The organism is Eubacterium sp. BIOML-A2 (assembly GCF_009680135.1).
Classification (GTDB): domain Bacteria; phylum Bacillota; class Clostridia; order Lachnospirales; family Lachnospiraceae; genus Faecalicatena; species Faecalicatena contortus_B.
This window is the reverse complement of sequence record NZ_WKZK01000039.1, coordinates 1-24,601: the sequence shown is the minus strand read 5'-3', so window position 1 is coordinate 24,601 and position 24,601 is coordinate 1. Positions and strand designations below refer to the sequence as shown.

Sequence of the window (24,601 nt, the reverse complement as noted above, 5' to 3'; positions counted from 1 at the left end):
TGATTCTATATTTCTATATAAGAAAGATATTCCATCATTGTCTCAGGTCCGGTTCCAATCATGGATATCCCATCCTGCCGGTCATAACCTGCCCCGCCTTCTTCACACAGAACTTCCGTCAGCAGACACTGGTCTGCCAGAAAGCTTAATGCCGAACGGTGCTGCGGGGTAAACAGAACCACATGGGCAAACTCCAGCTGTTCACGGGTCTTCAGGTAATGTTCCGCAGCAGACATCTCATCTTCTCCCGGAACTGCTCCAAGAAGCCCCGGAAGCACAATATTCAGATCCTCATCTGTTTCAATTTCCATACTGGAAAACGTATTCTCCTCATGATTCTGCCAGCCTATCGTATGTACAATCTGCTGGCTGATCAATTCCTGGGATACCGAGAGAATTGCCTCCGCCAATGCGTCCAGACAGGACGGATCTGTCTTCTCTGTCCCTTTTATTCTTCCGGTTTCAAGCAGCAGCAGTATCGTGTTCTGAATCGGCAGGCCATAATCTCGTACCATAAGACTATCGAACTTCTCCGTCAGCTTCCAGTGGATCTGCCGGATCCGGTCACCCGGCTGATACTCACGAACCGCAAATGTCTCTGACGGATCATATCCCGCCTTTTTCATGGAGTATTCATCACTGTCCAGATTTGCATTTTCCCCATAGGCAATCTGCGTTTCCACAGAAAATGTACGCGGGGCAAACATCGTCAGCGCCGAAATCTCACGGCCTAATCGGATGCGGAACCGGAACAGGCCGAAGGGATCAAAAAGTGTAAGCTGCCGCAGCGTCAATCTCACCCGGCCGGAATGCCGGCTTTTTATCTCTATTTCCGTTGCCGCACGCATCTTTCCTGGTGCCGCCATCCGCAGCGTTGTATTCTCAACTTCTCCGGTCAGCAGATTCTCGCAGCTGACCCTGCACAGCAGGCGGTCGGCCGGAAGAAAGCTGGTATTCGTAACAATCACCTGGCCGGATGCCGCGGCTCCTTTTTCACTGTAGGACTCTGCTGTAAGCTCTGCCTTCAGCCCGGACGCTGCCAGCCTGGTCAGCAAACCTGCCAGAAGCGGCAGCACCACGGAAACAGCAATCAGCAGATATCCGGCCGTGCCGCCTGCCATTATACAAAAGCATACCGTAAATAACAGCCATATAGCCCACAGAACTCTGGATTTTACCATTTCTGCCTCCTCAACGTCCGCTGTCCGGAGATTTTGTTCTATTCATAACCTGTTTCAGGACATCCGCCGCCGAAAGCTCTGAGACCCTTGCTTTCGGGTTCATAATAAGACGGTGTGCACAGACATCCACAAAGACCTGCTGTACATCTTCCGGCATCACAAAATCTCTGCCGTCCAGATAGGCGTGGGCTTTTGCCATCCTTACTACCGCCAGTGCGCCTCGGGGACTGACTCCCAGACGGATCATCTCATCCTTCCGGGTTTCCATAGCCAATGCCGTTACATATTCCAGAATGGAATCTTTGACATGAATTCCACGGACTTCCTCCTGCATTGAAAGGATTGTGTCTCTGTGGATAATTTCATCCGTTTCGTCAATGGGGTTTGCCGTCTGGCGGTCCCGCAGGATATTCACCTGGCTTTCAAAGTCCGGGTACCCCATCTCCAGTTTAATCATAAAACGGTCCAGCTGCGCCTGAGGCAGGAGCTGGGTACCTGCTGACCCCACGGGGTTCTGTGTGGCGATCACCACAAATGGCCGTGGAAGCAGATGGGTTGTGCCGTCTACCGTCACCTGTCCCTCTTCCATAACCTCCAGAAGAGCAGACTGAGTCTTGCTGGAAGTTCGGTTAATCTCATCTGCCAGCAGGAGATTTGTCATCACCACGCCGGGCTTATAATCAAAGCTTCCATATTCTTTATTATAGATAGAGAATCCGACAATATCGGAAGGCACTACATCCGGAGTAAACTGGATTCGGTTATAATCCATCCCCATGACTCTGGAGCAGGCAACTGCAAGCGTTGTCTTTCCCACACCAGGTACATCGTCCAGCAGGATGTGCCCCTCTGAAAGGATCGCCATGAGCACCCTCTCTACCACCTCCCGCTTGCCGATGATTACCTTTTCAATCTCCTGTATGACCGAATCTGTCTGACTATTCATTTCTTCTTCCTCCTCGTACATCGTCTTATTAGCTGTTAGTAGGCTCCGCTGTTGGGATCCACGTTAATATCTTCCCCATTATTAATCGTAAACATTACCTGTATGACATCACCGTCCCTAACTCCATATACGCCCATGCTCTTTCCGATAAAACCATTATTCTGTGTAACCATCCACCCTGCGCTGCCGCTTGCGAATACATCTTTTCCCAGACTGTCATTGCTGGCTGGCTCTTCAATAGTAATTCCCTGCAACTCATACATTTCCCGCTGTTCATCGGATATTGACCATCCATCGAGAATCCCGGGTTTATCGATATAATTCAGGAAATATGCAGCGTCTGTTGGAGTGCCCTCATATATTGGTGTATATCCATAAGCCTCCAGCCGGTCATTCACAATCTGGGCAATGGTCTGTCCGCCAGGGACAGTCACATACTCATCTATCTTGGTTCCCAGCCCTATTACATTAGCCGAAAGAATCAAACGCACCTGAACGCTTTCTTTATCCGGACTAAATGTCACCGTATACTGTTCCGTGATTGTATACTGTTCGTCATCCGTTACTGTAACACTGAGATAATTGGGTCCTTCTGTCAGGTATAGATCATATACAAAAAATTCACCGGCTATACCGGAAAATATCAATTCTTCTCCATTCAAATATACCTGAGCGTATCTTGCTGAAAGTTTACGCCCGTCATGTGCATAAAATGCAGCCTCAAATTGCCACGGGCTGCGGTCTACTTTTTCTGATCCAAGATTAGTTTTAATAAACGGCGCCTTGTCATTGTTTTCGCTTTCACTTCTGTCTGGTTCATATTTGATATCCCAAATATAAAACTGTTCCATCCCCTGGGAGTCTTTAAATGTCACTTTTATACTTGTCGGCCCGGCGGCATCTAATTTATAAGACATATACTCACCTGGAGATATCTGCTCATGCAGAGCGGTAGACCCTAACCGATTCTCCACATCGACTCTTGTTATCTGGTCATTACCGTTTGAGAGAGTAACAAGAAACTCAAGTTCGTCTGACTTTGATTTATAGTCTAGCTCCTTGCGACCCCCAAAGCTGGTACTTTCAGCCTTTTCGTCAATTTTCTTATCTCTGCTTATTAACTGCAGTGTATCTATCTCTGTTTTATAGGTGATTGTAAATTCACACACTTCTTGGTTTTGCCCATCTCCTCCACGTGCACGATATTTATTAGGACCCACATTCAACTTTAAATCATATCTGCCGGAAGAATCGCTGGGGGTTAGATCGTCCCCGTCTGAGGGAATCTTCCTTAAATATTCTTTATACTGCTTAGTCCCCTTCGATACAGTAACTCTTAGGCTGATGTTTTTATTATAAACGGTATAATCGTCTCCATTTTTTAGATATACTATGTCGTTAGTGCCTAAGACCTGTACTGTAAGTAAAAAGTGATCTTTCGGTGTGTAGATAATATTATATACCTCCGTAGATGCATAAATCTGATCATTCGTCTTTGGATCCCGGAAACATAGCGTCACTGAAACTTTATTGTGCCCTTGTTCGAGTGAAATCCCCTTATCCTTCGGATACAGGAATGAGGAACCATTCCGAGTTACTTTTCGGCTGAGTAACTTTAATTTTTTCCCTTTCTCTGTAAGTGTAATCTTTAAGTCATACTTTGGTTCATCTACCCTTCCATTCTTGAGATTGGTCTCAAATAAATTACTGGATTCCTCCGGATTCAAGGTAATGACCTTGCCGCCCTCCGTAGGCTTGCTACCATTTCCTCCCGGCTCCCCGCCTCCCTGATTGCCATGATCTCCTTCTTCCCCCCCTGGTCCTTCTCCTCCTTGAGATGGATTGGATGGATCGTTATTCTTATGCTTATCAATCAAGGCAAGCAAGCTGTCTCTTGAAGGCGTGCTTAAGGACGGATCTGAGGTATTCGCATTTACCTGTTCCCGCTGGTTCTCCTGCGCATTATCATCCTCCTGCTGCATCTCCCCCTGCTCTGCCTGATCTTCTTCCTGTTCCTTTTCTTTTTCCTCCTGGGCCTCTTTATGCCCTTCTTCTCCGGTATTGATGTTGGCATTCTCCACATCTGCCAGCTGCGTCTCATCCATAGCAAGTGTGGACGATGTCAAATACATACGGGATGCATCCGCATCTTTGTCTTCCATGGGATTCTCCGGAGCTGTATGGCCAGAAACCGCCAGCATGATAAAAAACAGTGCTGCGAGACACACTGCTGCGGATGCTGCACCTATTTTTTTTAATGTTTCTATCATCTTATGTCGCTTCATACTTTAAACTCCACTCCCAATTTACTCAAAATATGACCCAGCCTCAAAACCCTGATCAGAAGGCTTAAGGCTGAATCATTCTCTAACACTTTATCCCCGCAGGGCATGTATTACGGAATGCCCTTGGGAACGCCTTATTCTGCAGTTAAGCCGCAGTTCCGCCCAAAGGTATGCATGACCTGATACCCTGGGGCAGAAACTGTTTTTTAATTGCTATTTATTTTTTTTACGACGTCCTGCTGCAATAACAGCTGCACCGCCTGCTGCTGCAAGAAGCACTACCAGATACGCAATGTTCATGGTATCTCCAGTCTTTACAGTAGATGACTTTGTATTCTTTTTATTGTCAGTATTGTTCTTATTATCGGTGTTTCCTGGTTTTGCAGGATCTGCTGAAAGCTTAGCGATCACAGCGGTCTCTTTTTCACCACATATGGAGCAAACTCTTTCTTTGCTTCCTTCTTTCGTAGTTGTCGCCTTGGTTACTACCTTCCATCCGTCTTTATCGGTATCATCACTGACAACCCATTCATGTTCTTTCGCTGCAATTGCTTCTTTTTTTGTATCTCCGCAAACTTTACAGGTGTAAACTTTCTCACCTTTTTCTTTGCATGTTGCTTCTTTTGTTACTTTCCCCTTATCCCAGGAGTGTTCTTTCACTGCAATTGCTTCTTTTTTTGTATCTCCGCAAATACTGCAGGTGTAAGTTTTCTCGCCTTTTTCTTTGCAGGTTGCTTCATTTGTAACTTTTCCTTTATCCCAAGAGTGTTCTTTCACTGCAATTGCTTCTTTTTTTGTATCTCCGCAAACTTTACATGTTTAAGTTTTCTCGCCTTTTTCCTTGCAGGTTGCTTCTTTTGTTACTTTTCCTTTATCCCAGGAATGGTCAAGAAGCGGTATATCTTCTGTTTTCAGAAGTGCATTATCTCTTGTACAGCGTAATTCTTTTGTACCTTTTTCTTTACAGGTTGCTTCTTTTACCACTTTCCATTTTCCATCGTCATGTCCGAGAACCGGAGTATCTTCGTCGGAAAGCACTTTGCCGCAAACACCGCAAGTCACTTTCTTGTGGCCCGGATCTACACAAGTTGCTTTCGTCTCTTCTACCTGATTCTGGTCAGCAGGATGGTTCACTGTAACATTTGCTGAAACAACTGTTGGGTCGCCGTCTGCCTCACTGCTGGTGTAGTATAAATTATTAATTGTTACAGTAATCGGATCAGTAGTACATTTTAAAACTTCAAACTTCACATTAATTGTACCGCTACTGAAGTTTTCTGTTGTTACAAATCCAAAATTCCCACCTGCCACAGAGGGCATTCCTGCTGGAATCCCTACATAATCAACGCCTGCAAATTTCAGAACTGACGTATCAAAAGAAGGTTCCCCATGGATAGCAACCAGATCTTCACTCTCACTTGAAAATGAGACAGGTACTACAATCGTATCTCCAATATTTCCGGTTGCATTTGCCGCACTTGATGAAACCACAGGTTTACTGGCCGCCTTAACGACATTTCCATCAGACAGCATGGCACAGGATGCTGCCATAACTACTGCACCTAACAATGCCGCCCACTTTCTTTTTACTTTCATAATAATTCTCCTTTGCTTTGTAATTATATTGTTTATATAGGATTATCATGGTTCAAAAACCATGTTGTCCACTCTTTTTCTGGCACCCTAAGCGTTTTAGCTGCCCTTCGTTACCAGATCCAGCAGCGCACTTACATCTACATTGGTTACTTTTCCGTCATTATTCATATCTGCTATATCCGGTGACAACGGTCGCCCCGCCGTGACTGCATCCAGCAGAATACTCACATCTAAATTGGTTATCTTACCGTCCCCATTCAGGTCGCCTTTTCCTGAGGGATCGACCGGCACAAATGTGTAAGCCGGTATATCAATCTGCACGCCGCTGCTCCAGCGTTGTGCATAACTCATCTCATAGAGATAGAGAACAGCGGCTTCCCGGTCGAACCCATCAATGGTCACGGTATTTTCCCCGGCCTTCACTGCCATCCTTTTCCCATTCTTTCGTATCTCGGCTGCCGTAGGCATTTTTGTGACCGCTGACTTTGGCTCGGACAGATAGTATAAGTATCCGTCCATACTCGCGTTCACACGAACCGTCACACTTTTCTCCGCGCGGGTAATCAGCGCGTTTGAACCGGCTGTTATCTTGGGCTGCTCGTTGTTCTGAAATAAGGTAATTCTATACACTTTTTGGGTGTTTCCGTCCTCAGCCGTTACGGTAACCGCAACCTCAGTCGGTATCAGTCCCGATGTAAGTAATGTATATCGCTGCAACACTTCCTTGCCAAGATAAATCGGCACAGGCTTCAGTTCTGTCCCCGCACTTGATCCGCTTTCGACCGTAACTTTTATTGTAGATGAAGAACCCTCCGGCAGCCTTGGCCAGATATAATAAGCTGCCTGGCTGCTTTCACCATAAATCGAGGCTTTATAATCTGTACGCTCCGGCTCGAAAGCCGGTTCCATTTCCATCTCCATAACAGTTACCATGGGTGAAAAACTCACCTGCAGATTTTCCAATAATATATCGCTGCTTCTCTGCTGGATAGAGAATTGATAACTGCGGGTCTCCTGCCCATTTGTCAGAATCACGGTCACCTCCGCCCGGCCGTCTGTCAATGTTATCTCCTGTACATTCCCCTCCTTGCCGTCCACAGAGACCGTCGTTCCCTCATTGGCCTTCAGGGTAAGAGTGACCTTATCTTCACCACTATCCAGCAGAATACTGTGCTTTACCGCCTGTCCGTCAAACTCCCGGCCACCATCCAGCACCGGGTTGCCTCCGGCCAGCTCTACGCCCTCCAGATATACCCCTGTTGGACGCAGGGCATACAGCCATGCGGATTCATAACGAATATACATGTGTCCATTCTGATCAATCAATACACTTCCGCTTCCAGCCCCCGAGACCTCTCTCTGCTGATAGAATAAACCGCTTCCCTCTCCCGGCGCATCTGCGCCTGCCTTGTCCTTTAAGAGGTACAGCATTCCGTTTGGACTGTCAGTAGTGAAATATACATATACATATCCATCCTGCTGTTCATAAGCTGTTGTCAGAGTACCCGGCCCTTTTGCTCCATATTCAGTCTCCATCTGATACGCCAGTGTCAAACTTCCGGCCGTTTCATCTATCTGTACAACATTCAGGTAATACGGCCCCTGGACAACACCATACTTATCTTTGGATGCACTGCCTACGTAGATCCGGTTATTGTAGACAAGGGGCGTTCCAAAGACTGCGCCTCCCAGCTTCAGGGATGTGCTGCTTTCTGTATCTAGCTTTCCATCTTCGGCCAATGTATAACTGTATAAATATCCATTTTCTGTGGCAAAATATATTCGCCCGTTTTCGTAACTGACCGCTGTCGAAGCCGCCCCGGCCTCTAAGGGCAGAGAAGTCTTCTGCACGATCTCTCCTGTTTTTTTATCCAGACAGTACAACGTTGTGGAATGACTGCAGCCAAACAGATATTTTTCACTGGTATAAACACCGGTTCTATAATATCCCTTACTGTCATACTGTTTCCACACTGCGAGTTTTTCTTCGTTTGTGCTGTTCGGTTTCTCGTCATTTATAGAGATACACACCAGATTGCCATTCGCAAATGCGGCATATATATATCCGGAATCGTATCGAAGCGCCGATGCTGCATTTCCGCCCACATTATCTTTATAGATCCACATAGACTCCAGCGTTCTTGCATTAAACGCCTGCAGTTTTCCATCGCTGAGCGGAACAAAGATCATCCCGGCTGCATATAACGGCTTCGTAAAAGAGCTGTTCCCCCATGCTGCCATCTTTACGCTTTTTACAATCTCACCAGTATCCTTATCCAAATACATGAGTATATTGCCGTTGAAGCAGCAGATATAATTCTCCACAAGAATTCCGTCACTGACACTCTTACCATAATCAGCATTCTCACCATACTGCTTTTGCCATGAAACCTCCGCCTCCAATCGGGCAGCCGGCGCCATGGCATCTACTATGTTCTGATTGCTTTCATTTTTCCAGTATCCGCCCCACTGCGCATCCAGTTCTTCAAGCCCGCTGCCGGAAGATTTATGCAGGGTAAAAGTCCTCTCTTCATCTTGTATTAGTCTGATTGCTCCATTCTGCGTCTGATATCCCTCTGCGGAAACAGTATATGTATATTCGTCCCCACTGACCAGTTCATAGCTTCCGTCTTTTGGGGTCAGCTTCACATGTCCGGCATCATAAATGGCAAACACCGCATCCTCCGGTTCTACCTTTACATCCAAGCGGCAGACCGGATCCACATACACAGAAAGCTGGTATTCATAAGGCGATGACTGGTATCCATCACCGGCACTCAAAACTGCCGTTGTATCCTGACCCTGCAGCGGCAAAATGTAACTGCCGTTTTCTGCCGGTTCTCCATTCACCATCAGACTTGTACTGGTCTCTTCCGCCGGTGACAGGTTAATCCTGATCTGCTCGGCAGTCGAGGGCACATGCACGGCATACTCATAAACGGTCTTTTTAAAATCAGGGGTATAGGGAATCTCTTCCCCCTTGTCATCCGTAAGACTAAAATCACCCAGATAGGTTCCCCTTACGATATGAACCTGATAAATTTCCGTCCAATCATCCGCCGTCACTTCCAGTACCAGCTCTTTTGGTTCTGTATCATAGGCATTGATAATCCGCCCGGTAGTATTATTGGTCAGAGATGTGGATTCGTCTACCGGCATCTCAACCGCAGTTTCCTGACCAGTATTCAAATCCATGAACCTGGCTGTAATCGTTCCCATCACATCATCTCTGAGCTGGGGCCTGGCATACAGCACATTGGTGTTCTCCGAAATTCTGAGCGTATACTCATTGCTGCCCGGTACTCCTTCTGTGAGTTCATACCGATTGCTGCCAGAACTATTCTGCATAAAGATGATACTCTCCAGTAACGGCTCCCGCACGGTTACCAGAACGAGACATTCAGCAGAAAAATCTCCTGCCGATGCTGTTATGACAGCCGTGCCTCCGCCACCTTCTGCTGCAGTTATAATTGCCTCATTTCCGTTTCCTTCCACTACTGCAACTTCCGTATCATCCGAATTCCATATGATTTCCGGCTGCTCAGTTGTATCTTCCGGAAGCAGTTGTGCTGTCAGGCTTCTCTGGTCTCCCGACTTCATCACCAGGCCGGTTTTATTAAGTTTAATTCCTTCGAGAGGAACCGTTTCACCAGGTTCTTCCACAGGAACGGATTCTTCCGCAGGAACAAATTCCTCCACAGGAATGGTCTCCTCCGCCTTCGTGACTAACGGCTGCCAGATAATGGCTGAAAAAGCAGTCAGCATAGCCAATATTCCCGCCATCCATCTTTTTTTCTGTTTTCTGTGTTCTGCTATTCCAGCCTTCATCTTATCATCCTTCTAAATTATTTTAATTATTGCCTGCTGTTACCTTATTCAACAGCATAGATACGTCTAAATTGCTTATCTTTCCATCTCCATTGATGTCTCCTGTTTCCAGATCAACATCTTCGTTTGCTGTTACCTTGTTCAACAGCATGGATACATCCAGGTTGGTTAATTTCCCATCGCCATTCATGTCACCGGATATAATCACAGATGCGATATCCAGAATACGTACTGCAGATTCGGCGCCTGATGCGTCTTTCAGAACCATATAGAGCTTCTGTGCATTTCTTTGCAGGCCCGTTACTTCAATCGTATTCTTGCCTTCCACAACATCTGCCTTTGTTCCTTCTGCTATAATCTTAGCGCTGTCCGGCGCTGCTGCATCCGCTGCCTGAACCAGATAATACAGCTCTGCCGCCTTATTCGATGTCATATTAATCTTTGCACTGTTATCTGTACGTTCTGAGACAGCGCCATCATCAGTTGTAATAATCGGAAGCGCATTCTGCGTAAACAGGGTAAATGTATAATCTTTAGATTGTGTTCCATCCTCTGAAGCTACAGTCAGCTTCACCTTTGCAATTGTTGGATTTTCTCTGTCAGCAAAGGAAACATTAAAATATGTGTTACCTTTGTAATTCATGCTGCCCTTAATCTCATCGCCTTCGTTCTTATTATAAACTCCACTGATAACGGTCATTGTCATCTTATCTTTTGAACTCATAAGCGTCGGCCAGATATACGCATCACTCATAACCTTGTCAACACCTGCCGTATATTCGGTAGTCATCGGATCAAATGCAGGATCTAACGAATACGCTGCACTTGCCATTCCTTCATTCGGAGAATTATCAATCCTGATTTCTTTTACTACCGGTCCTGTTACAACATGGAAAGTAAATGTTCTGACTGTACCGCCCTTCTTAAGCTGTACTTCAATCTCAGCTCTTCCGTCAACAAGTTTGATATCCTGCATTGAACCAGGTACTCCATTAATCATAACCTCTGTACCTTCATTTGCAGTCAGATCCAGCTTGAAGCTTTCTGTTCCCGGATCCACTTGAATCGTGTGGGAATTGATACTTCCGTCAAATGGTTTTCCACCGTCTATAATTCCGTTTCCGCCGTCTATATTTACCTCTTTCAGATATACGTCTGAACGCTTTAATACGAACTGCCATGCGGAGTCATTCTTTAAGTACAGATTGCCATCGCTGTCTGCAACCGCACTTGCGATGCAATACTGCTCATGAGTCGGTGTATAGAATAAACCGGATGCCGGATCAGCCTCTTTCAGGCCAGCTTTGTCCTTAATCATGTATAACTGTCCGTGTGCTGAATTAGCCAGGAAGTATACATACACATATCCGTCTTCTTTTTCATAACCGGTAATAATCAAACCGGAAGTCTGGCAGTAACCATCTGTCGGTACTGCATATGCCGGTGTCATTGCCCCTGTCTTCGGATCGATATCTGCCACCAGGATCGCATTGCCTTCTACGCCGAACATTTCACCGCCGTTAATACCTACATAAAGTCGGTTATTGTATATGGCCGGTGTACTCGTACTCTGCACGCCTATAGGCAGCGGATTAATCAGATTCTCTGTATCCAGTGTTCCGTCCTCTTTCAAATTATAAGAATGGACTTTGCCCTTTTGGCTGGCAACATAAATTCTTCCATTATAATAGGAAACATCGCAGCGAACCTGTTCTCCTAAATCTACCTGCTGCTTAATCTCACCGGTCATCTTATCAATACAGTTTAATACTCCATTATTGGTACACAAGATTACATAATTTTCATTGGTCCAGCAGCCATCCCAATAAAAGCTGCCAAGAGTGTCATCTCTCCAGGTTGCTGCCTTTCTTTCCGTTTGCTGAGATGGATCTTCATCAGTTACGGAAATACAAACGAAACCTGATTTTTTAGTGGTAAAGAATCCAACATAGATATATCCATCATCATAACGAATTGCACTCTCGCTCCGTCCGCCTGCCGGATCCTCATAAACCCAAAGGGATTCCAGTGTTTCTGCATTAAAGCACTGAATTGTACCATTCCCCAGCGGTACAAAGAGCATTCCCTCAGCGTATGTAGGAGGCATCAAACCAAATGTGGTTGGTGTTACTGTCTCGCTTGTCTTCAGGATCTCTCCTGTTTCCTTATCCAGAACATAAAGTTTATTCCCTGAAAGTGTGTAGACTTTGTTGTCAACGATGATCGGTGTTGTTCCGCTAGTCGGCTTAACATATTCCCCCGTCTGGCGTTCCCACTTTACTTCAATGGAATCAGGAGTAATGGGAGTCTTTGCATCCACAACTGACATATTGTCGCGGCCGGAACGGAAGCCCGGATAATCCGCATCAAGTTCAGGAAGCGTGATTTCTGCCGCCTTCTTCAGTTCAAATTCTTTTGTCTCGGACTGGCTGATATTCAGAATACCTGACTGGCCTACATATCCGAGTTTTGTTACTGCATAGCTGTAATCGTCACCTGGGAAAAGATTATACTTGCCATTCTCCGGCCATATACGCTCATTCTCCTCATCATAGATCGTAAACAATGCATCTTTGGGGTTCACCTGCACGGATAATTCAACTTTCTGTACTCTATCGATAATGACGGTATAGGAAGTTTGCTCTGCTGCCCCTTTTTCCACTTTAATAACAGCCTTATTCTCACCATTAACCAAATCCATTTTATAGGTTGAGCCGGTCACTTCTGTTCCGTTAACCATTACCTTTGAATTACCAGCAGCCGGATTCTTAACTGTAATGTTAACCGCATTCACATCACTCAGAACTTTCGCCCTATACTCTGTGGTTGTTTTTTTAAATGCAGGATCAAATTTCAGTGTATCTCCATTTTCATAATTCAACTGCAGGCCTGTCAGAATCGTGAGCTGTTTTATATGCACGGTATAAACTTCTGTTACCCCGCCTTTTGTAGCAGTAATGGTGATATCATTAGGAGTGCCATCATCTTTTATAGCACCTGCCATAGACTCATACTGATTCTTTGCCGTAGATTCAACATTTACATCCTTGCCTGCGCTATCCGTATAAGTATAAACGACCTTCATGTCTTTATCTGTCGTGCCTTGATGCAGCTTGACTCTTAATTGAACGTTTGTGGATGTGTCGCATACCAGCGTTGCCTCTTTTGTAAGTACGTCAAATACAACATTTTGAGCCTGATATCCTTCAATACCTTTCAGGAGAAGCGGTGCTTCCGCGGACTCCAGTGTGAAGTTTTTGGTCTCTGAGTCAGTCAGATTAACCGTCCCTGTCTGAGTTACAAATCCTTCTCTTTCGATCGTATAGTTGTAATCTTTTCCGGCCTCCAGACTGTAAACTCCATCTGTTCCCTGGACTGCCGCTCCGGCATCGTCTGTAATGGTTACAGTGGCATCTGCGGGGTTCGTTGTAACGGTCAGGTCGACTTTTTTAATATCTTTGATGATATTAAGAGTATATTCTTTCCCGACAGTCCCTTCCTTTTCTGCTTTGGCGACAATTGTAGTTTTTTCTTCCGTTAATGGAACCTGGCGTGTTGCGTAGAAAGCACCGTCTTCTAATACAGCAGGCTCACCATTGACAGTGTATACATTATTATCAATATCTCCCCACACCATGGCCACCAGGCTGACTTCAACTGATTCTGTCCCACCCGGAACTGTAATCTCGTACTCTGTTTTGCTTCCATCAAAGCCGGTCAAATATGAATTATCTCCATCTTTTACCAAAATTTCCATAAGAGGCGTTAATCGAACCACGTGTACTGTATATTCTTCTATCTTGTCGTCTAATGTGACAGTGATATGAACCTCTCCACCTTTGATCCCGCCATACTCGACCAAGTTGTCTAACAGCAGTTCTTCACCACTGGTCATTGCTGTTGTCACGCTATCGTTATAAATATTCTGGTACTTAGCCTCAATTGTAGCTCCTGCAGCTTCTTCCTTCAAAACTGCACATATGCCCAATGTCCCCGACTCTTCAACAACACCTACTGTGCATTCTTTTGTTTCAGGGTCAACCTCTGATATTAGTTTGACAGGTTCACCCTCTTCATTTGGATCAGAAGAAAAGCTGATCTCAGACAACATATTCGTATCCGCTGCAGTTCCTTCTGCCAAAACCGGCATTCCTCCAGCAAATACAGTGGTCATCATCACTGCCACCGCCAATAGCCAGGACAACCCCCTTCTTGTTCTTTTCTTTCGTTTCATTCTTTTTAATCCCTCCTGTTTCTCCTTTTTAGCCATAGGCTTGAAATGTACTATAGAAACAGCCAGCATCCCGTTTCATGCATTGACTGTTAGCTATCTTTTAGTAATGCATTCTTCTGTTCTTTTCCGTATCTATACTATTTATTTCAAACCAATACCCTATAACTAAAAAATAAAAGCTCTTCCATCATTCCGATAGAAGAGCTCATCTTTTTTATAATATTATATTTTAAGTATACAAAACGGACTATTTCTTCATCCCAGAAATACATCGTAACAATCATCACGGCAGGTTTTCTGACTTCGCTTCATCCTCCGAAACACCTTCTCAGCATATAAATGCCAATGGTATATCGTTTCTTCGTCCACGTTACAGTAGAGGTGACTGTACCGGTTTTGCACCGGTTTCCCTATTATCATTTCCCGATTATCCGGGAAATGCACCGCAATATATATATTTAATTACTTACTAACAACAATAATCTATTTAATCTATGTAGTTCATTATATAGTATCAACTAGTAAAAGTCCACTGTTTTTTCACACGGTTTTCTCACATTTTTCACAAAAAATTCCGCAACTTTTCACAATTTCACAGAGCATTAACAGACTGTATCAGACTACCATTTTCCAGATATAACTTTGGTAATTTTTCTAGATAGATATGCAAAAATATTCGATATTTATCACCCGGTCTTCATTGCTGACTGCATTTTCTCCCTGCAGCTGCTCACTGCCCTGCCGGACATCAGCACATCTTCCATTATGCTGCACTCAATCGTATAGTCTGCATCCGGCATGTACGCCATAAGCATTTCCAATGTCTCGTCTATCGGTATATTCCCGCGTCCCAGCCCCAGGTGCGAATCCCTGTCCCCACAGTTATCGTGGATATGGACATGTCCCGCGTGCTCTCCAAACGTCTGAATCCAGTCACTCAAAGATCTGGGCGAATAGCAATGTGCATGGCCAATATCCAGGCACAGTTTAAAATCCGGGGATTCAACCTTCTGTTCCACTTCAATCATCGGCGATATTTCCTTATCATACACATTCTCCATAAGAATCTGGACACCGCTTTTTCCTTTCATAAATTCATTCCAGAACTCAGCCATTCGTTTTGCCCAGTCTGTCAGATAATACACACCGGGAAGAAAGCCCGTATGGAAAATTATCTTTTTGGCCCCCAGTCTCTTCGCAGCCTCATATGTCTGCGTAAAACGGGCTTTTGTCACTGCCCTTACCATGGAGTCATATGCCATTGGATTCAAATCCAGAAATGGCCCATGCAGTGTCAGGTTCCTGGTACCTATGTATTCTAACCGTTCTATGTATTCAACGATCTTTTCATTCAGGCAGTCCAGATTTTCAGAAATGGAGAACTCAATACTCTCGATCCCAACATCAGTCGCTTCTACTACCTGTCTCATCTCTTCATCCTTAAGAAGATGACTTGCATATACCATAATATTCCACTCCCGATTCAGACTGTTCCCCTGAATTCTTTTTTTACCTAGATATATTCTGTTTCAAACCCTGAATCACGGCAGTACTTTTCCACTGCCCCGCCCTTTTTACATCGTATCTTTGCACTGCGGTTGATGACCCATGGCCCGATCTCTTCGGGATCATGACCAATCTCAAGCACTTTCAGCCTGTTGCAGCCATGAAACGCCCACTTTTCGATTACTTTTACAGTTGAGGGAATCTTTGTATATTGCAGGCTGTTGCATTTTAAAAATGCACTGTCCCCAATTTTTATTAGTCCCTCCGGCAGTTCCAAGGATGTCAATGCGTTCTGATAAAAAGCCTCTGCGCCGATCTCCCTTAATCTATCCGGCAAAACAATCTGCTCCAGGGCCGTACATTTATAAAATGCCCGCCGCTCTATCTTTTCGAGCGTTGCCGGAAGGGCAATGTGTTTTAGATTAACACACCCGGAAAAAGCCTCCGCCTTCACTTCTCTGCATATGCTGCCTACATCAATCTCCATCCTCTCCAGACTTTTGCACTGCGCAAACGCTCTGTTTCCAATAAAGTTAGTAGTTTTAGGAAGCTTTACCTGCTTCAGCTTTGTACAGTTATAAAATGCTTCCTTACGGATTAAGATTGTACCTTTCAGCTCAACTTCCCGCAGCATCGTATTGTAAAAACTCTGTGCCCCTATTTCCACAACATTTTCAGGCAGAATAACACGGCGGAGCTTTGTATTGTTTTTAAATGCCCTTTCGCCGATCTTTCTATAGTGGCTGTCTGCCACCAATTCTTTTATGTTTCCATTGTTTTTCCCCTGCACCTTATCCAGAGTATCTTTCTCATATGCTTTCCAGAGAGATACCACCCCTGCCATACGTTTCTCCCCTTTTCCTAAACTTAAAAACTGAACCATTTGAATATAAAGGGACGCAGTTTTTTGCTGCGTCCTCTGTCTTTATCCAATACGAAATGGATTGCTATTAACAGATTACCTACACCGCCGCAGTTTGATTACATGCAAATAGAAAATTGCCCTTACAGCAAAAACTGTACCATAACTAAGACAATTTCCCACTCCATTTATCATTGCGTGTAATAACTGGCAGCAGCTCTAAGCAGGTATCCTGACTTACGCAATCGCGGCTTTTCCCTTCTCATACACCCAGTGTACAATGGTTCTGAAAAACCTACACGCATACAGTAGCACGACTGTCAAGGATTCTCACCTTGTTCCCTCTTGGCCTGACACCTGCACCCTCTTGTACATAGCGCCAGGAACTTAAAGCCGGTAATTGTTTTTATTTTTTATTAGTTTATCATATATACTATTAAAAGGTTGGAAATTTTTTCAGGTCTTTATGTGTTTTTTTTAGAAATACATTATTCCGCAGTTTGTTACAGGCTCGCCCATATAACACCAATTTAATAAACACTTACCCTCTGAACCGTTTAGTATAGCCGGATTACCGGCAATGTGAAATTTTACGATCTTTCCTATAATTAGTTTAACGGAATGAAGGGAGTGAGAATTATCATAAGTTACGCTCCATTGTGGGATACCTTGAAAAAGAAGGGACTCACACAATATAAACTAATTAATGAATATCATTTTTCAAACGGGACACTGGACTCCCTCAGAAAAAATAAGAGCATCACTTTGAACACGCTGCAGGATATCTGTAAAATATTGAATTGTGATATCTGCGACGTTGTTGAATTCACAGATAGGGAAGAGGAAAACTAATTACTGTTTACCTTTTTCATTCTATCAGAATTAGATAAACATGTCGAGCAGGCCAAAACAGACTTTTCGATGGGGTTATTCAACGTTGCTGTATACGCCCAAATAGATTCCGCAGTAACTGTTCACCCACTCGGATGTCTTTGTTTTTATGCAAGAGAATCCGCACTCTGTATAGAAAGGAAGATTCCAGCTATGGTAAGATATATTTTATACAACAAATTAACTTCGGTCCAGGAGGGAGATACCCTGCCGGAAGGGGCCGGCTTGGTTACTGTTCTTACCTCAAGTGAATATGAAGAACTTTTTCATGAAACTGGTCATTACAGAATGATGAAGCAGGGGATTGCCAATATCCAGTACTGTAAGGCCGATATGATGGGGGATTTCATATCCGGCTCCTTTTCATGTCCGTCCAGAGAAGCCCTGACAGGAGAACGGTCCGCTTTTGCCTTTTTTATAGAAAGAACAGAGTTGGTCTTTATTGATGACCAGGGATTCTCCACCTCTGTTTTGGAACAGATGAAGGAAATCCCTTTATCTCATCCCACCTCTGTTCTTCGCTTTTTTGCAGCTTTTTTGGAATATCTGATTAAGGACGATGTCTTCTTCCTCCAGCATTTTGAGGAAATTCTGACATCGCTTGAGGAACAGCTACTGGATAAAAATGATGCCTCTTTTAACCGTCAGATCTTTCAAATGCGCAGAAAACTTGCAGTCTTAGGGAGTTACTATGAACAGCTCCAGGATATGGGAGAGGCTTTCGCATCGGATGGTTTCTGTGCCGAGGACGAAAAAAACAGCCTCCTGTTCGGTCTTTTTGCTGACCGGGCAGGGCGGCTGTATTCCAATGTCCAGATGCTCAAGGAGTATTCCATGCAGCTGAGGGAGATGCATCAGACTCAGGTGGATATGCACCAGAACCAGATTATGAAGTTCCTCACGATTGTCACAACTATATTCATGCCGCTGACTCTGATTGCGGGATGGTACGGTATGAATTTTGTCAATATGCCGGAGCTGGATTCTCCTTATGGCTATATTCTGGTCTGTGTCATCAGTCTTCTGATTGTACTAGTCGAGATCTGGCTGTTTAAGATCAAAAACTGGTTTGATTAACCGGCTGCCGGCGTCCATTTTCCTGTCGCCAGGAATCCTTCCACCATCTTTTCTGCACCGGCTGTGATGTCCGGATCATATCCGAGAATTTCCAGCAGCCGGATTGCATTTCTGGAATTGGACCTTCCTTCATAGAGCAGATAGTCAAAGACTACCTCCTCCTCAAGAATCTGTTCCTGGAAATGATAATTCCCGTACCGTTCTTCCAGCAGGTAAGTCAGCTCAATGTCATGAGTTGCGGCAAAACAGAGAATTCCCCGCTCGCTGAACTTCTTCAGTACCTGTGTGGAAGCCGCAATTCTTTCCACTGTATTGGTTCCCCTGAGTACTTCATCTACAAAACAGAGAACTGTCTCATTTCCCTCCCAGTCAAAGATCCTTTTCAATGCACGGATCTCTGCTATATAATAACTCTCACCATTATACAGATTGTCCCGCAGGGCCATGGAGGAAAATACACGGAACCATGCACCCTTATATTGTCTGGCGGAACAGGTATGGATGGACTGCGCTAGTATAACATTTAAGGCAATCGTTTTCAGAAATGTGGACTTTCCCGAGGCATTGGATCCGGTAATCAGTATTCCGCGCTCTGCTTTCACGGAGTTCGACACCGGTTCGGATAATTCCGGATGATAGGCATCCACAATTTCAAGCACAGGTTCTTCCGTAAATTCAGGAATACAGTAATACGGCAGCGACTCCCGCAGAGAACCTATGGATATGAGACTCTCCAGAAAGCCCATAGTACTGATGATATCTTCCACCACATCTATAGATTTTTCCAGCCTTTTCATACACTTGTAGAACTGAATACAGTCTACATGGGAAATCATCCGGATATAATCCAACACGATTTCCGTCAATGACTGGCTGTCTGCGTTTCCCGATTTAATAAATGATACATTGCCAATCTGTTTTTTCAGCTTTTTATAATCCTGTTCCAGCCGCTTCCGGTATTCCTCACTGCAGACAAGCTTTCTTTTCAGTATTCTCCCCGCACTTCCCTCCAGCTTCAAAAAGAGGTGAAGCGCCTGTATGGATGCCTCCAGTTTTCTCCTCTGAGACATATACAACGCGATATTCACGCCCATACAGAGAATCAAAAGTCCAATTCCCGTAGCTGGGGCAGCGATTACACATATAACTGACACGATCAGAAGCAGCAGCGCACCATAGTGCTGGATCGGAACATTTTTACTTAGATGGATGCTGTTCATAATATAATGGTAGGCGGAAGACGAATGATTCTTACCGATTGCTGCAAATTCCATCTGCATCTGCAGACGCTCTTTTTCATGGGTTTGATAGTAACTGATCATTTCCTCCTGTTCCCCGCAGGTTACCGGCCCCTCAGCCGGGATATGCATCAGATAATACAGGTAGTCCTCCCCTGCAAAAGACCATGTATGGTTCATCTTCAAAAATACGGAATCCAAATCCAGGTCATTCCATGTGATGTCGTCCACCATGGTATCTTTTGCCTCAGTATAGGCTCCGATCACAGAAAGAATTTCGTCCGAATATTCAATTTCTCTGTCTCGTCCGTAATAGTAAAGCATTCTCCGTTTCATTTTCCGCAGCCTTCTTTTCTGGTCAAAGAAAGAGATCAGGAAGAATATAACAAGAATACCGACGATCAGCAGTGCCACAAATATATTTTCGTTCATACAGACTCCTCACAATCAAGCTCGTCTCGTAGGACATTATCCGGCCATGCATATAGCCGGCTATATCTAAAAGGCGGTACACTGTAATAAGTGTACCGCCCCTTTTATTACCTGCCGCTTCCCGCGGGAAGACCGGCCTTTTTATTCCTCTCCGTAAAGAGTAACCAGTTTCTTCAGGTAAGCATATCTTTCCATAGCTTCTTTCTCATTCTTTGCAAAGAGTTTTTCAGCTTTTTCCGGATTTGCTCTCTTCAGGGCATTGTAACGAACTTCTCCGTCAAGGAATGCCTGGTATTCATCCTGTTTTGGCTCTTTGCTGTCCAGTGTGAACTTCGCACCCTCAGCTGCCGGATTGAATCTGAAGTTGTTCCAGTAACCGCATTCTACTGCCAGTTGCTCCTCGGTCTGAGCTTTGCTCATACCTTTCTTAATACCATGGTTGATACATGGAGCGTAAGCGATGATGAGTGATGGTCCCGGATATGCCTCTGCCTCTGCAATTGCTTTTACTGTCTGGTTGTAATCTGCACCCATAGCGATCTGCGCTACATATACATAACCATAGCTCATAGCGATTCCGGCAAGGTCTTTTTTCTTTGTTTCTTTTCCGCCTGCTGCAAACTGTGCAGTTGCACCTGTCTTGGTAGCCTTGGATGACTGTCCGCCAGTGTTGGAGTAAACTTCTGTATCAAATACCATGATGTTGATGTCCTGTCCACTTGCCAGTACATGGTCAACGCCGCCGAATCCAATATCATAAGCCCATCCGTCACCACCAAAGATCCACTGGGATTTCTTAGCAAGGAAATCCTTGTGCTTCAGCAGTTCTGCCTTATCTTCGGAATCACAGCCACATGCTTCCAGAGCTGCAACCAGCTTGTCTGTAGCTGTTCCGTTTGTAGCGCCGCTTGCAAATGTATCCAGGTAATCCTGAGCTGCAGCCTTAACGTCTTCGTTTCCTGCATTCTCAGCAAGTTTCTCAACGTGGCCTTTCATTCTCTCTCTGATTGTATTCTGAGCGAGCAGCATACCATATCCAAACTCTGCGTTATCTTCGAACAGAGAGTTGCACCATGCCGGTCCTTTGCCCTCTGGTGTTACTGTGTATGGTGTGGACGGTGAAGAGTTGCCCCAGATAGAGGAACATCCTGTTGCATTTGCAATGTACATTCTCTCACCGAATAACTGTGTGATTAATTTCGCGTAAGGTGTCTCACCACATCCTGCACATGCTCCAGAGAATTCGAGCAGAGGCTGTTTGAACTGGCTTCCCTTAACGGTTGTCTCTTTGAACTTAGTTACAACTTCCGGTTTTACGGGGATCTCTCTGCCAAAGTCGAAGTATTCCTGTACACCTGCATTTGCTTCCATGTTCTCCATAACAAGAGCTTTTTCACCCTTCTTGCCCGGGCAGACATTCGCACATGATCCACATCCTGTACAGTCATATGCAGATACTGTGATAGCAAACTTCATGTTTGGCATACCAACCATATCGATTGTCTGGAATCCTTCCGGAACTTTCGCTGCCTCTTCTTCTGTCAGGGCAACCGGACGGATAACTGCGTGCGGGCAGACATATGCACAGCGGTTACACTGGATACAGTTCTCTGGTTTCCACATCGGAATATCTACTGCGATACCGCGTTTCTCGTATGCGGAAGTACCTGACGGTGTAGAACCATCTACATAATCCTTAAATGCGGATACCGGTAGTGAATTTCCTTCCTGTGCATTTACTTTTGCCTGGATATTCTTAACGAAATCAACGATTTCTCTCTTGCCTTTTTCATTTACATGCGGAGTTGTCAGGCCTTCGTCAGCTGCATCTTTCCAGCTCTCCGGAACTGTAACTTCTACAACCTGCTTAGCGCCTGCATCGATTGCATCGTAGTTCATCTGTACGATCTTGTCACCTTTTCTTCCGTAAGTAGCCTTAGCTGCTTTCTTCATCAGGTCAATTGCTTCCTCTTCCGGAATGATCGCTGCGAGTTTGAAGAATGCTGACTGAAGAACTGTATTGATACGTCCGCCAAGTCCGATCTCCTTACCAATCTTGATACCATCGATTGTGTAGAACTTGATGCCGTGGTTTGCGATAAACGCTTTTACCTGTCCCGGTAAGTGTTTGTCAAGTCCTTCGGCATCCCACGGGCAGTTCAGAAGGAATGTTCCTCCGTCAACCAGCTCCTGAACCATGTTATATTTGTCAATATAAGATGGGTTGTGGCATGCTACAAAGTTAGCCTGTCTGATCAGGTATGTTGACTTGATCGGTTTCTTACCAAAACGTAAGTGGGACATCGTAACGCCGCCGGACTTCTTAGAGTCATAGTCAAAGTAAGCCTGTGCGTACATGTCTGTGTTGTCACCAATGATCTTGATGGAGTTCTTGTTAGCGCCGACAGTACCGTCTGCTCCAAGTCCCCAGAACTTACAGTTGATTGTTCCTTCCGGAGTCGTTACAAGCGGAGCGCCTGCATCCAGAGACAGATTTGTCACATCATCTTCGATACCGATTGTGAATTTCTGTTTCTCTGTGTTATTAAATACAGCTACGATCTGAGCTGGTGTTGTGTCTTTGGATCCTAAGCCGTAACGTCCTGAGAATACCGGAACTGCATCAAACTTGGAGCCTTTGAGTGCAGCTACAACGTCCAGGTATAATGGCTCACCAAGCGCTCCCGGCTCTTTTGTTCTGTCAAGTACAGAAATTGTCTTAACAGTCTCAGGAATCGCATTGATCAGAGCCTCTGCGCAGAATGGTCTGTAAAGGCGTACTTTGACAACGCCGACTTTCTCGCCTGCAGCAAGCAGGTAATCAATCGTCTCCTCGATTGTGTCACATGCAGAACCCATCGCTACGATCACGCGCTCTGCGTCTTCTGCTCCATAGTAGTTAAACAATTTATAATCTGTACCAATCTTGGCATTCACCTTGTCCATGTAATTCTGAACGATTCCCGGAAGAGCATCATAATAAGGATTGCATGCTTCTCTTGCCTGGAAGAAGATATCAGGATTCTGAGCGGAACCTCTATGGCATGGGTGGTTCGGATTCAGTGCGTGTGCACGGAATGCGTCGATGGCGTCCATGTTTACCATATCTTTCAAGTCTTCATAATCCCATGCTTCGATCTTCTGGATCTCGTGGGATGTTCTGAATCCGTCAAAGAAATTGATAAATGGAATCTTTCCTTCAAGTGCTGCACAGTGTGCAACTGCTGTCAGGTCCATTACCTCCTGTACACTGCCTTCACAGAGCATAGCTGCTCCTGTCTGGCGACAGGCATAAACGTCAGAGTGGTCACCGAAAATGGACAGTGCATGGCTTGCAATTGCACGTGCTGATACGTTGAATACTCCTGGTAATTGTTCTCCGGCTACTTTATATAAGTTAGGGATCATCAAAAGCAATCCCTGAGATGCTGTAAATGTGGTTGTCAAAGCTCCCGCTGCTAATGATCCATGTACAGCTCCGGCCGCACCCGCTTCAGACTGCATCTCTGTTACCTGAACAGTTTGTCCAAAAATGTTCTCTCTGCCCTCGGTAGCCCATTCATCGATATGTTCTGGCATAACAGATGATGGTGTGATTGGGTATATTGCTGCAACTTCCGTATATGCATATGACACGTGAGCTGCTGCCTGGTTACCATCCATGGTCTTCATTTTTCTTGCCATTTCTTGTTCCTCCTTAAAATTACATTGTAAAAGTTTATTTTTTCACATGTGCTTCCATTATATCGCCTAAATCGGCAAAAGTCTAGTCAGGGTACCCCATTTTTTGTTTATTTTTGCGTACAACGGGGTGGGAGTTTTTCTTGAATTCGAATGGGGGACGCGAATGACAAGGCGGGGACGGTGCGCGGCGGGGGGATGTCTGCTGGTGAAATGTCCTGACACTTCGCGAAGAAGCTGTTGAAGAAAGCGGAAGTAAAATGGAGGTACATGCCGCATTTGGCCCGAATGCCGATGCATTCGCGCCGCAGGCGGCATCAAAATTTGCCTGGTGAGGCAAATTTTGCCCTCCATTTTACTTCCGCTTTCTTCAACAGCTTCTAACGCTTGCTTTATGGACTTTTCACCAGCAGACATCCCCCCGCCGCGCACCGTCCCCGCCTTGTCATTCGCTGTTGCATCCAATCGGCAGTTAAGAGCAAATCCTAGGGGACTTGTACGGGAGCTGCGGATTTGTGCTGGCATTTTGCGTTATGAATTAACTATTGATACGTTTTTTCTTATCTTTCGCTAATGTCTATGTTTCAGAAAGCTCTCCTTCACTCCCATTAATAATACGTTCCCTTAAGCGAATTCATACGCCACCACACTCTGTAGCCCCCACGAGGGGGTCCGGTCTTTCCTGCCGTCTGGAAGAACCAGCCTGGGGAAAGAAAGAGACGGGGCACGGCACAGGAGGAATATGTCTCCTGTGCCGTGCCCCGTCTTGTCCAGTTTCAGGACATAGGTAAGTAAAAAGTTTCAGGACATAGGTAAGTCCAAATGTTAAACTATACAGAAATAA

The 24,601-nt window shown here is 45.1% G+C and carries 13 protein-coding genes and 2 riboswitches; of the genes, 2 read left to right on the top strand and 11 right to left on the bottom strand.

Annotation, left to right across the window (positions count from 1 at the left end):
* Positions 1-5: 5 nt before the first annotated feature.
* From GKG43_RS13980 to GKG43_RS13940, 9 genes are all read right to left on the bottom strand, one after another.
* Positions 6-1,181 (bottom strand): DUF58 domain-containing protein, encoded by a 1,176-nt coding sequence (locus tag GKG43_RS13980; protein WP_025655113.1) that lies wholly within the window; start codon positions 1,179-1,181, stop codon positions 6-8.
* A gap of 10 nt (positions 1,182-1,191) precedes the next feature.
* Positions 1,192-2,127 carry a MoxR family ATPase gene (locus tag GKG43_RS13975; RefSeq protein WP_025655112.1) on the bottom strand — a complete coding sequence of 312 codons (936 nt, stop codon included), beginning with the start codon at positions 2,125-2,127 and terminating at the stop codon, positions 1,192-1,194.
* A 35-nt stretch (positions 2,128-2,162) separates the two neighbouring features.
* Positions 2,163-4,412: a hypothetical protein gene (locus tag GKG43_RS13970; protein WP_055154550.1), complete on the bottom strand. Its 2,250-nt coding sequence runs from the start codon at positions 4,410-4,412 to the stop codon at positions 2,163-2,165.
* A gap of 213 nt (positions 4,413-4,625) precedes the next feature.
* A complete protein-coding gene (locus tag GKG43_RS23720; RefSeq protein WP_129879218.1) occupies positions 4,626-5,189 on the bottom strand; it encodes an LPXTG cell wall anchor domain-containing protein in 564 nt (187 codons plus the stop codon).
* 42 nt (positions 5,190-5,231) lie between these two features.
* Positions 5,232-6,008: a hypothetical protein gene (locus tag GKG43_RS13960; protein ID WP_129879217.1), complete on the bottom strand. Its 777-nt coding sequence runs from the start codon at positions 6,006-6,008 to the stop codon at positions 5,232-5,234.
* Positions 6,009-6,104: 96 nt separating this feature from the next.
* Positions 6,105-9,836, bottom strand: a complete 3,732-nt coding sequence (locus GKG43_RS13955) for a cadherin-like beta sandwich domain-containing protein (RefSeq protein ID WP_055154548.1) — start codon at positions 9,834-9,836, stop codon at positions 6,105-6,107.
* Positions 9,837-9,858: 22 nt separating this feature from the next.
* The gene (locus GKG43_RS13950) at positions 9,859-14,070 is read right to left on the bottom strand and encodes a cadherin-like beta sandwich domain-containing protein (RefSeq protein ID WP_055154546.1); all 4,212 of its coding nucleotides are present in this window, start codon (positions 14,068-14,070) and stop codon (positions 9,859-9,861) included.
* A gap of 269 nt (positions 14,071-14,339) precedes the next feature.
* A riboswitch (cobalamin riboswitch) is annotated at positions 14,340-14,533 on the bottom strand.
* Between the two features lie 223 nt (positions 14,534-14,756).
* Positions 14,757-15,536 (bottom strand): sugar phosphate isomerase/epimerase family protein, encoded by a 780-nt coding sequence (locus tag GKG43_RS13945; RefSeq protein WP_055154544.1) that lies wholly within the window; start codon positions 15,534-15,536, stop codon positions 14,757-14,759.
* A gap of 47 nt (positions 15,537-15,583) precedes the next feature.
* A complete protein-coding gene (locus GKG43_RS13940; RefSeq protein ID WP_055154543.1) occupies positions 15,584-16,420 on the bottom strand; it encodes a leucine-rich repeat domain-containing protein in 837 nt (278 codons plus the stop codon).
* 222 nt (positions 16,421-16,642) lie between these two features.
* Positions 16,643-16,844: riboswitch (cobalamin riboswitch) on the bottom strand.
* 215 nt (positions 16,845-17,059) lie between these two features.
* Here GKG43_RS13940 and GKG43_RS13935 point away from each other — a divergent pair.
* Together GKG43_RS13935 and GKG43_RS13930 are read left to right on the top strand one after the other, a co-directional pair.
* Positions 17,060-17,290: a helix-turn-helix transcriptional regulator gene (locus tag GKG43_RS13935; protein ID WP_154253336.1), complete on the top strand. Its 231-nt coding sequence runs from the start codon at positions 17,060-17,062 to the stop codon at positions 17,288-17,290.
* A gap of 192 nt (positions 17,291-17,482) precedes the next feature.
* Positions 17,483-18,406: a CorA family divalent cation transporter gene (locus GKG43_RS13930; protein WP_055154541.1), complete on the top strand. Its 924-nt coding sequence runs from the start codon at positions 17,483-17,485 to the stop codon at positions 18,404-18,406.
* Here the strand turns inward: GKG43_RS13930 and GKG43_RS13925 are convergent.
* Both GKG43_RS13925 and nifJ read right to left on the bottom strand, forming a co-directional pair.
* Positions 18,403-20,076 (bottom strand): hypothetical protein, encoded by a 1,674-nt coding sequence (locus GKG43_RS13925; protein WP_055154540.1) that lies wholly within the window; start codon positions 20,074-20,076, stop codon positions 18,403-18,405. The genes GKG43_RS13930 and GKG43_RS13925 overlap by 4 nt on opposite strands.
* A gap of 141 nt (positions 20,077-20,217) precedes the next feature.
* The gene (gene nifJ / locus GKG43_RS13920; protein ID WP_025655100.1) at positions 20,218-23,760 is read right to left on the bottom strand and encodes a pyruvate:ferredoxin (flavodoxin) oxidoreductase; all 3,543 of its coding nucleotides are present in this window, start codon (positions 23,758-23,760) and stop codon (positions 20,218-20,220) included.
* Between the last annotated feature and the right edge of the window lie 841 nt (positions 23,761-24,601).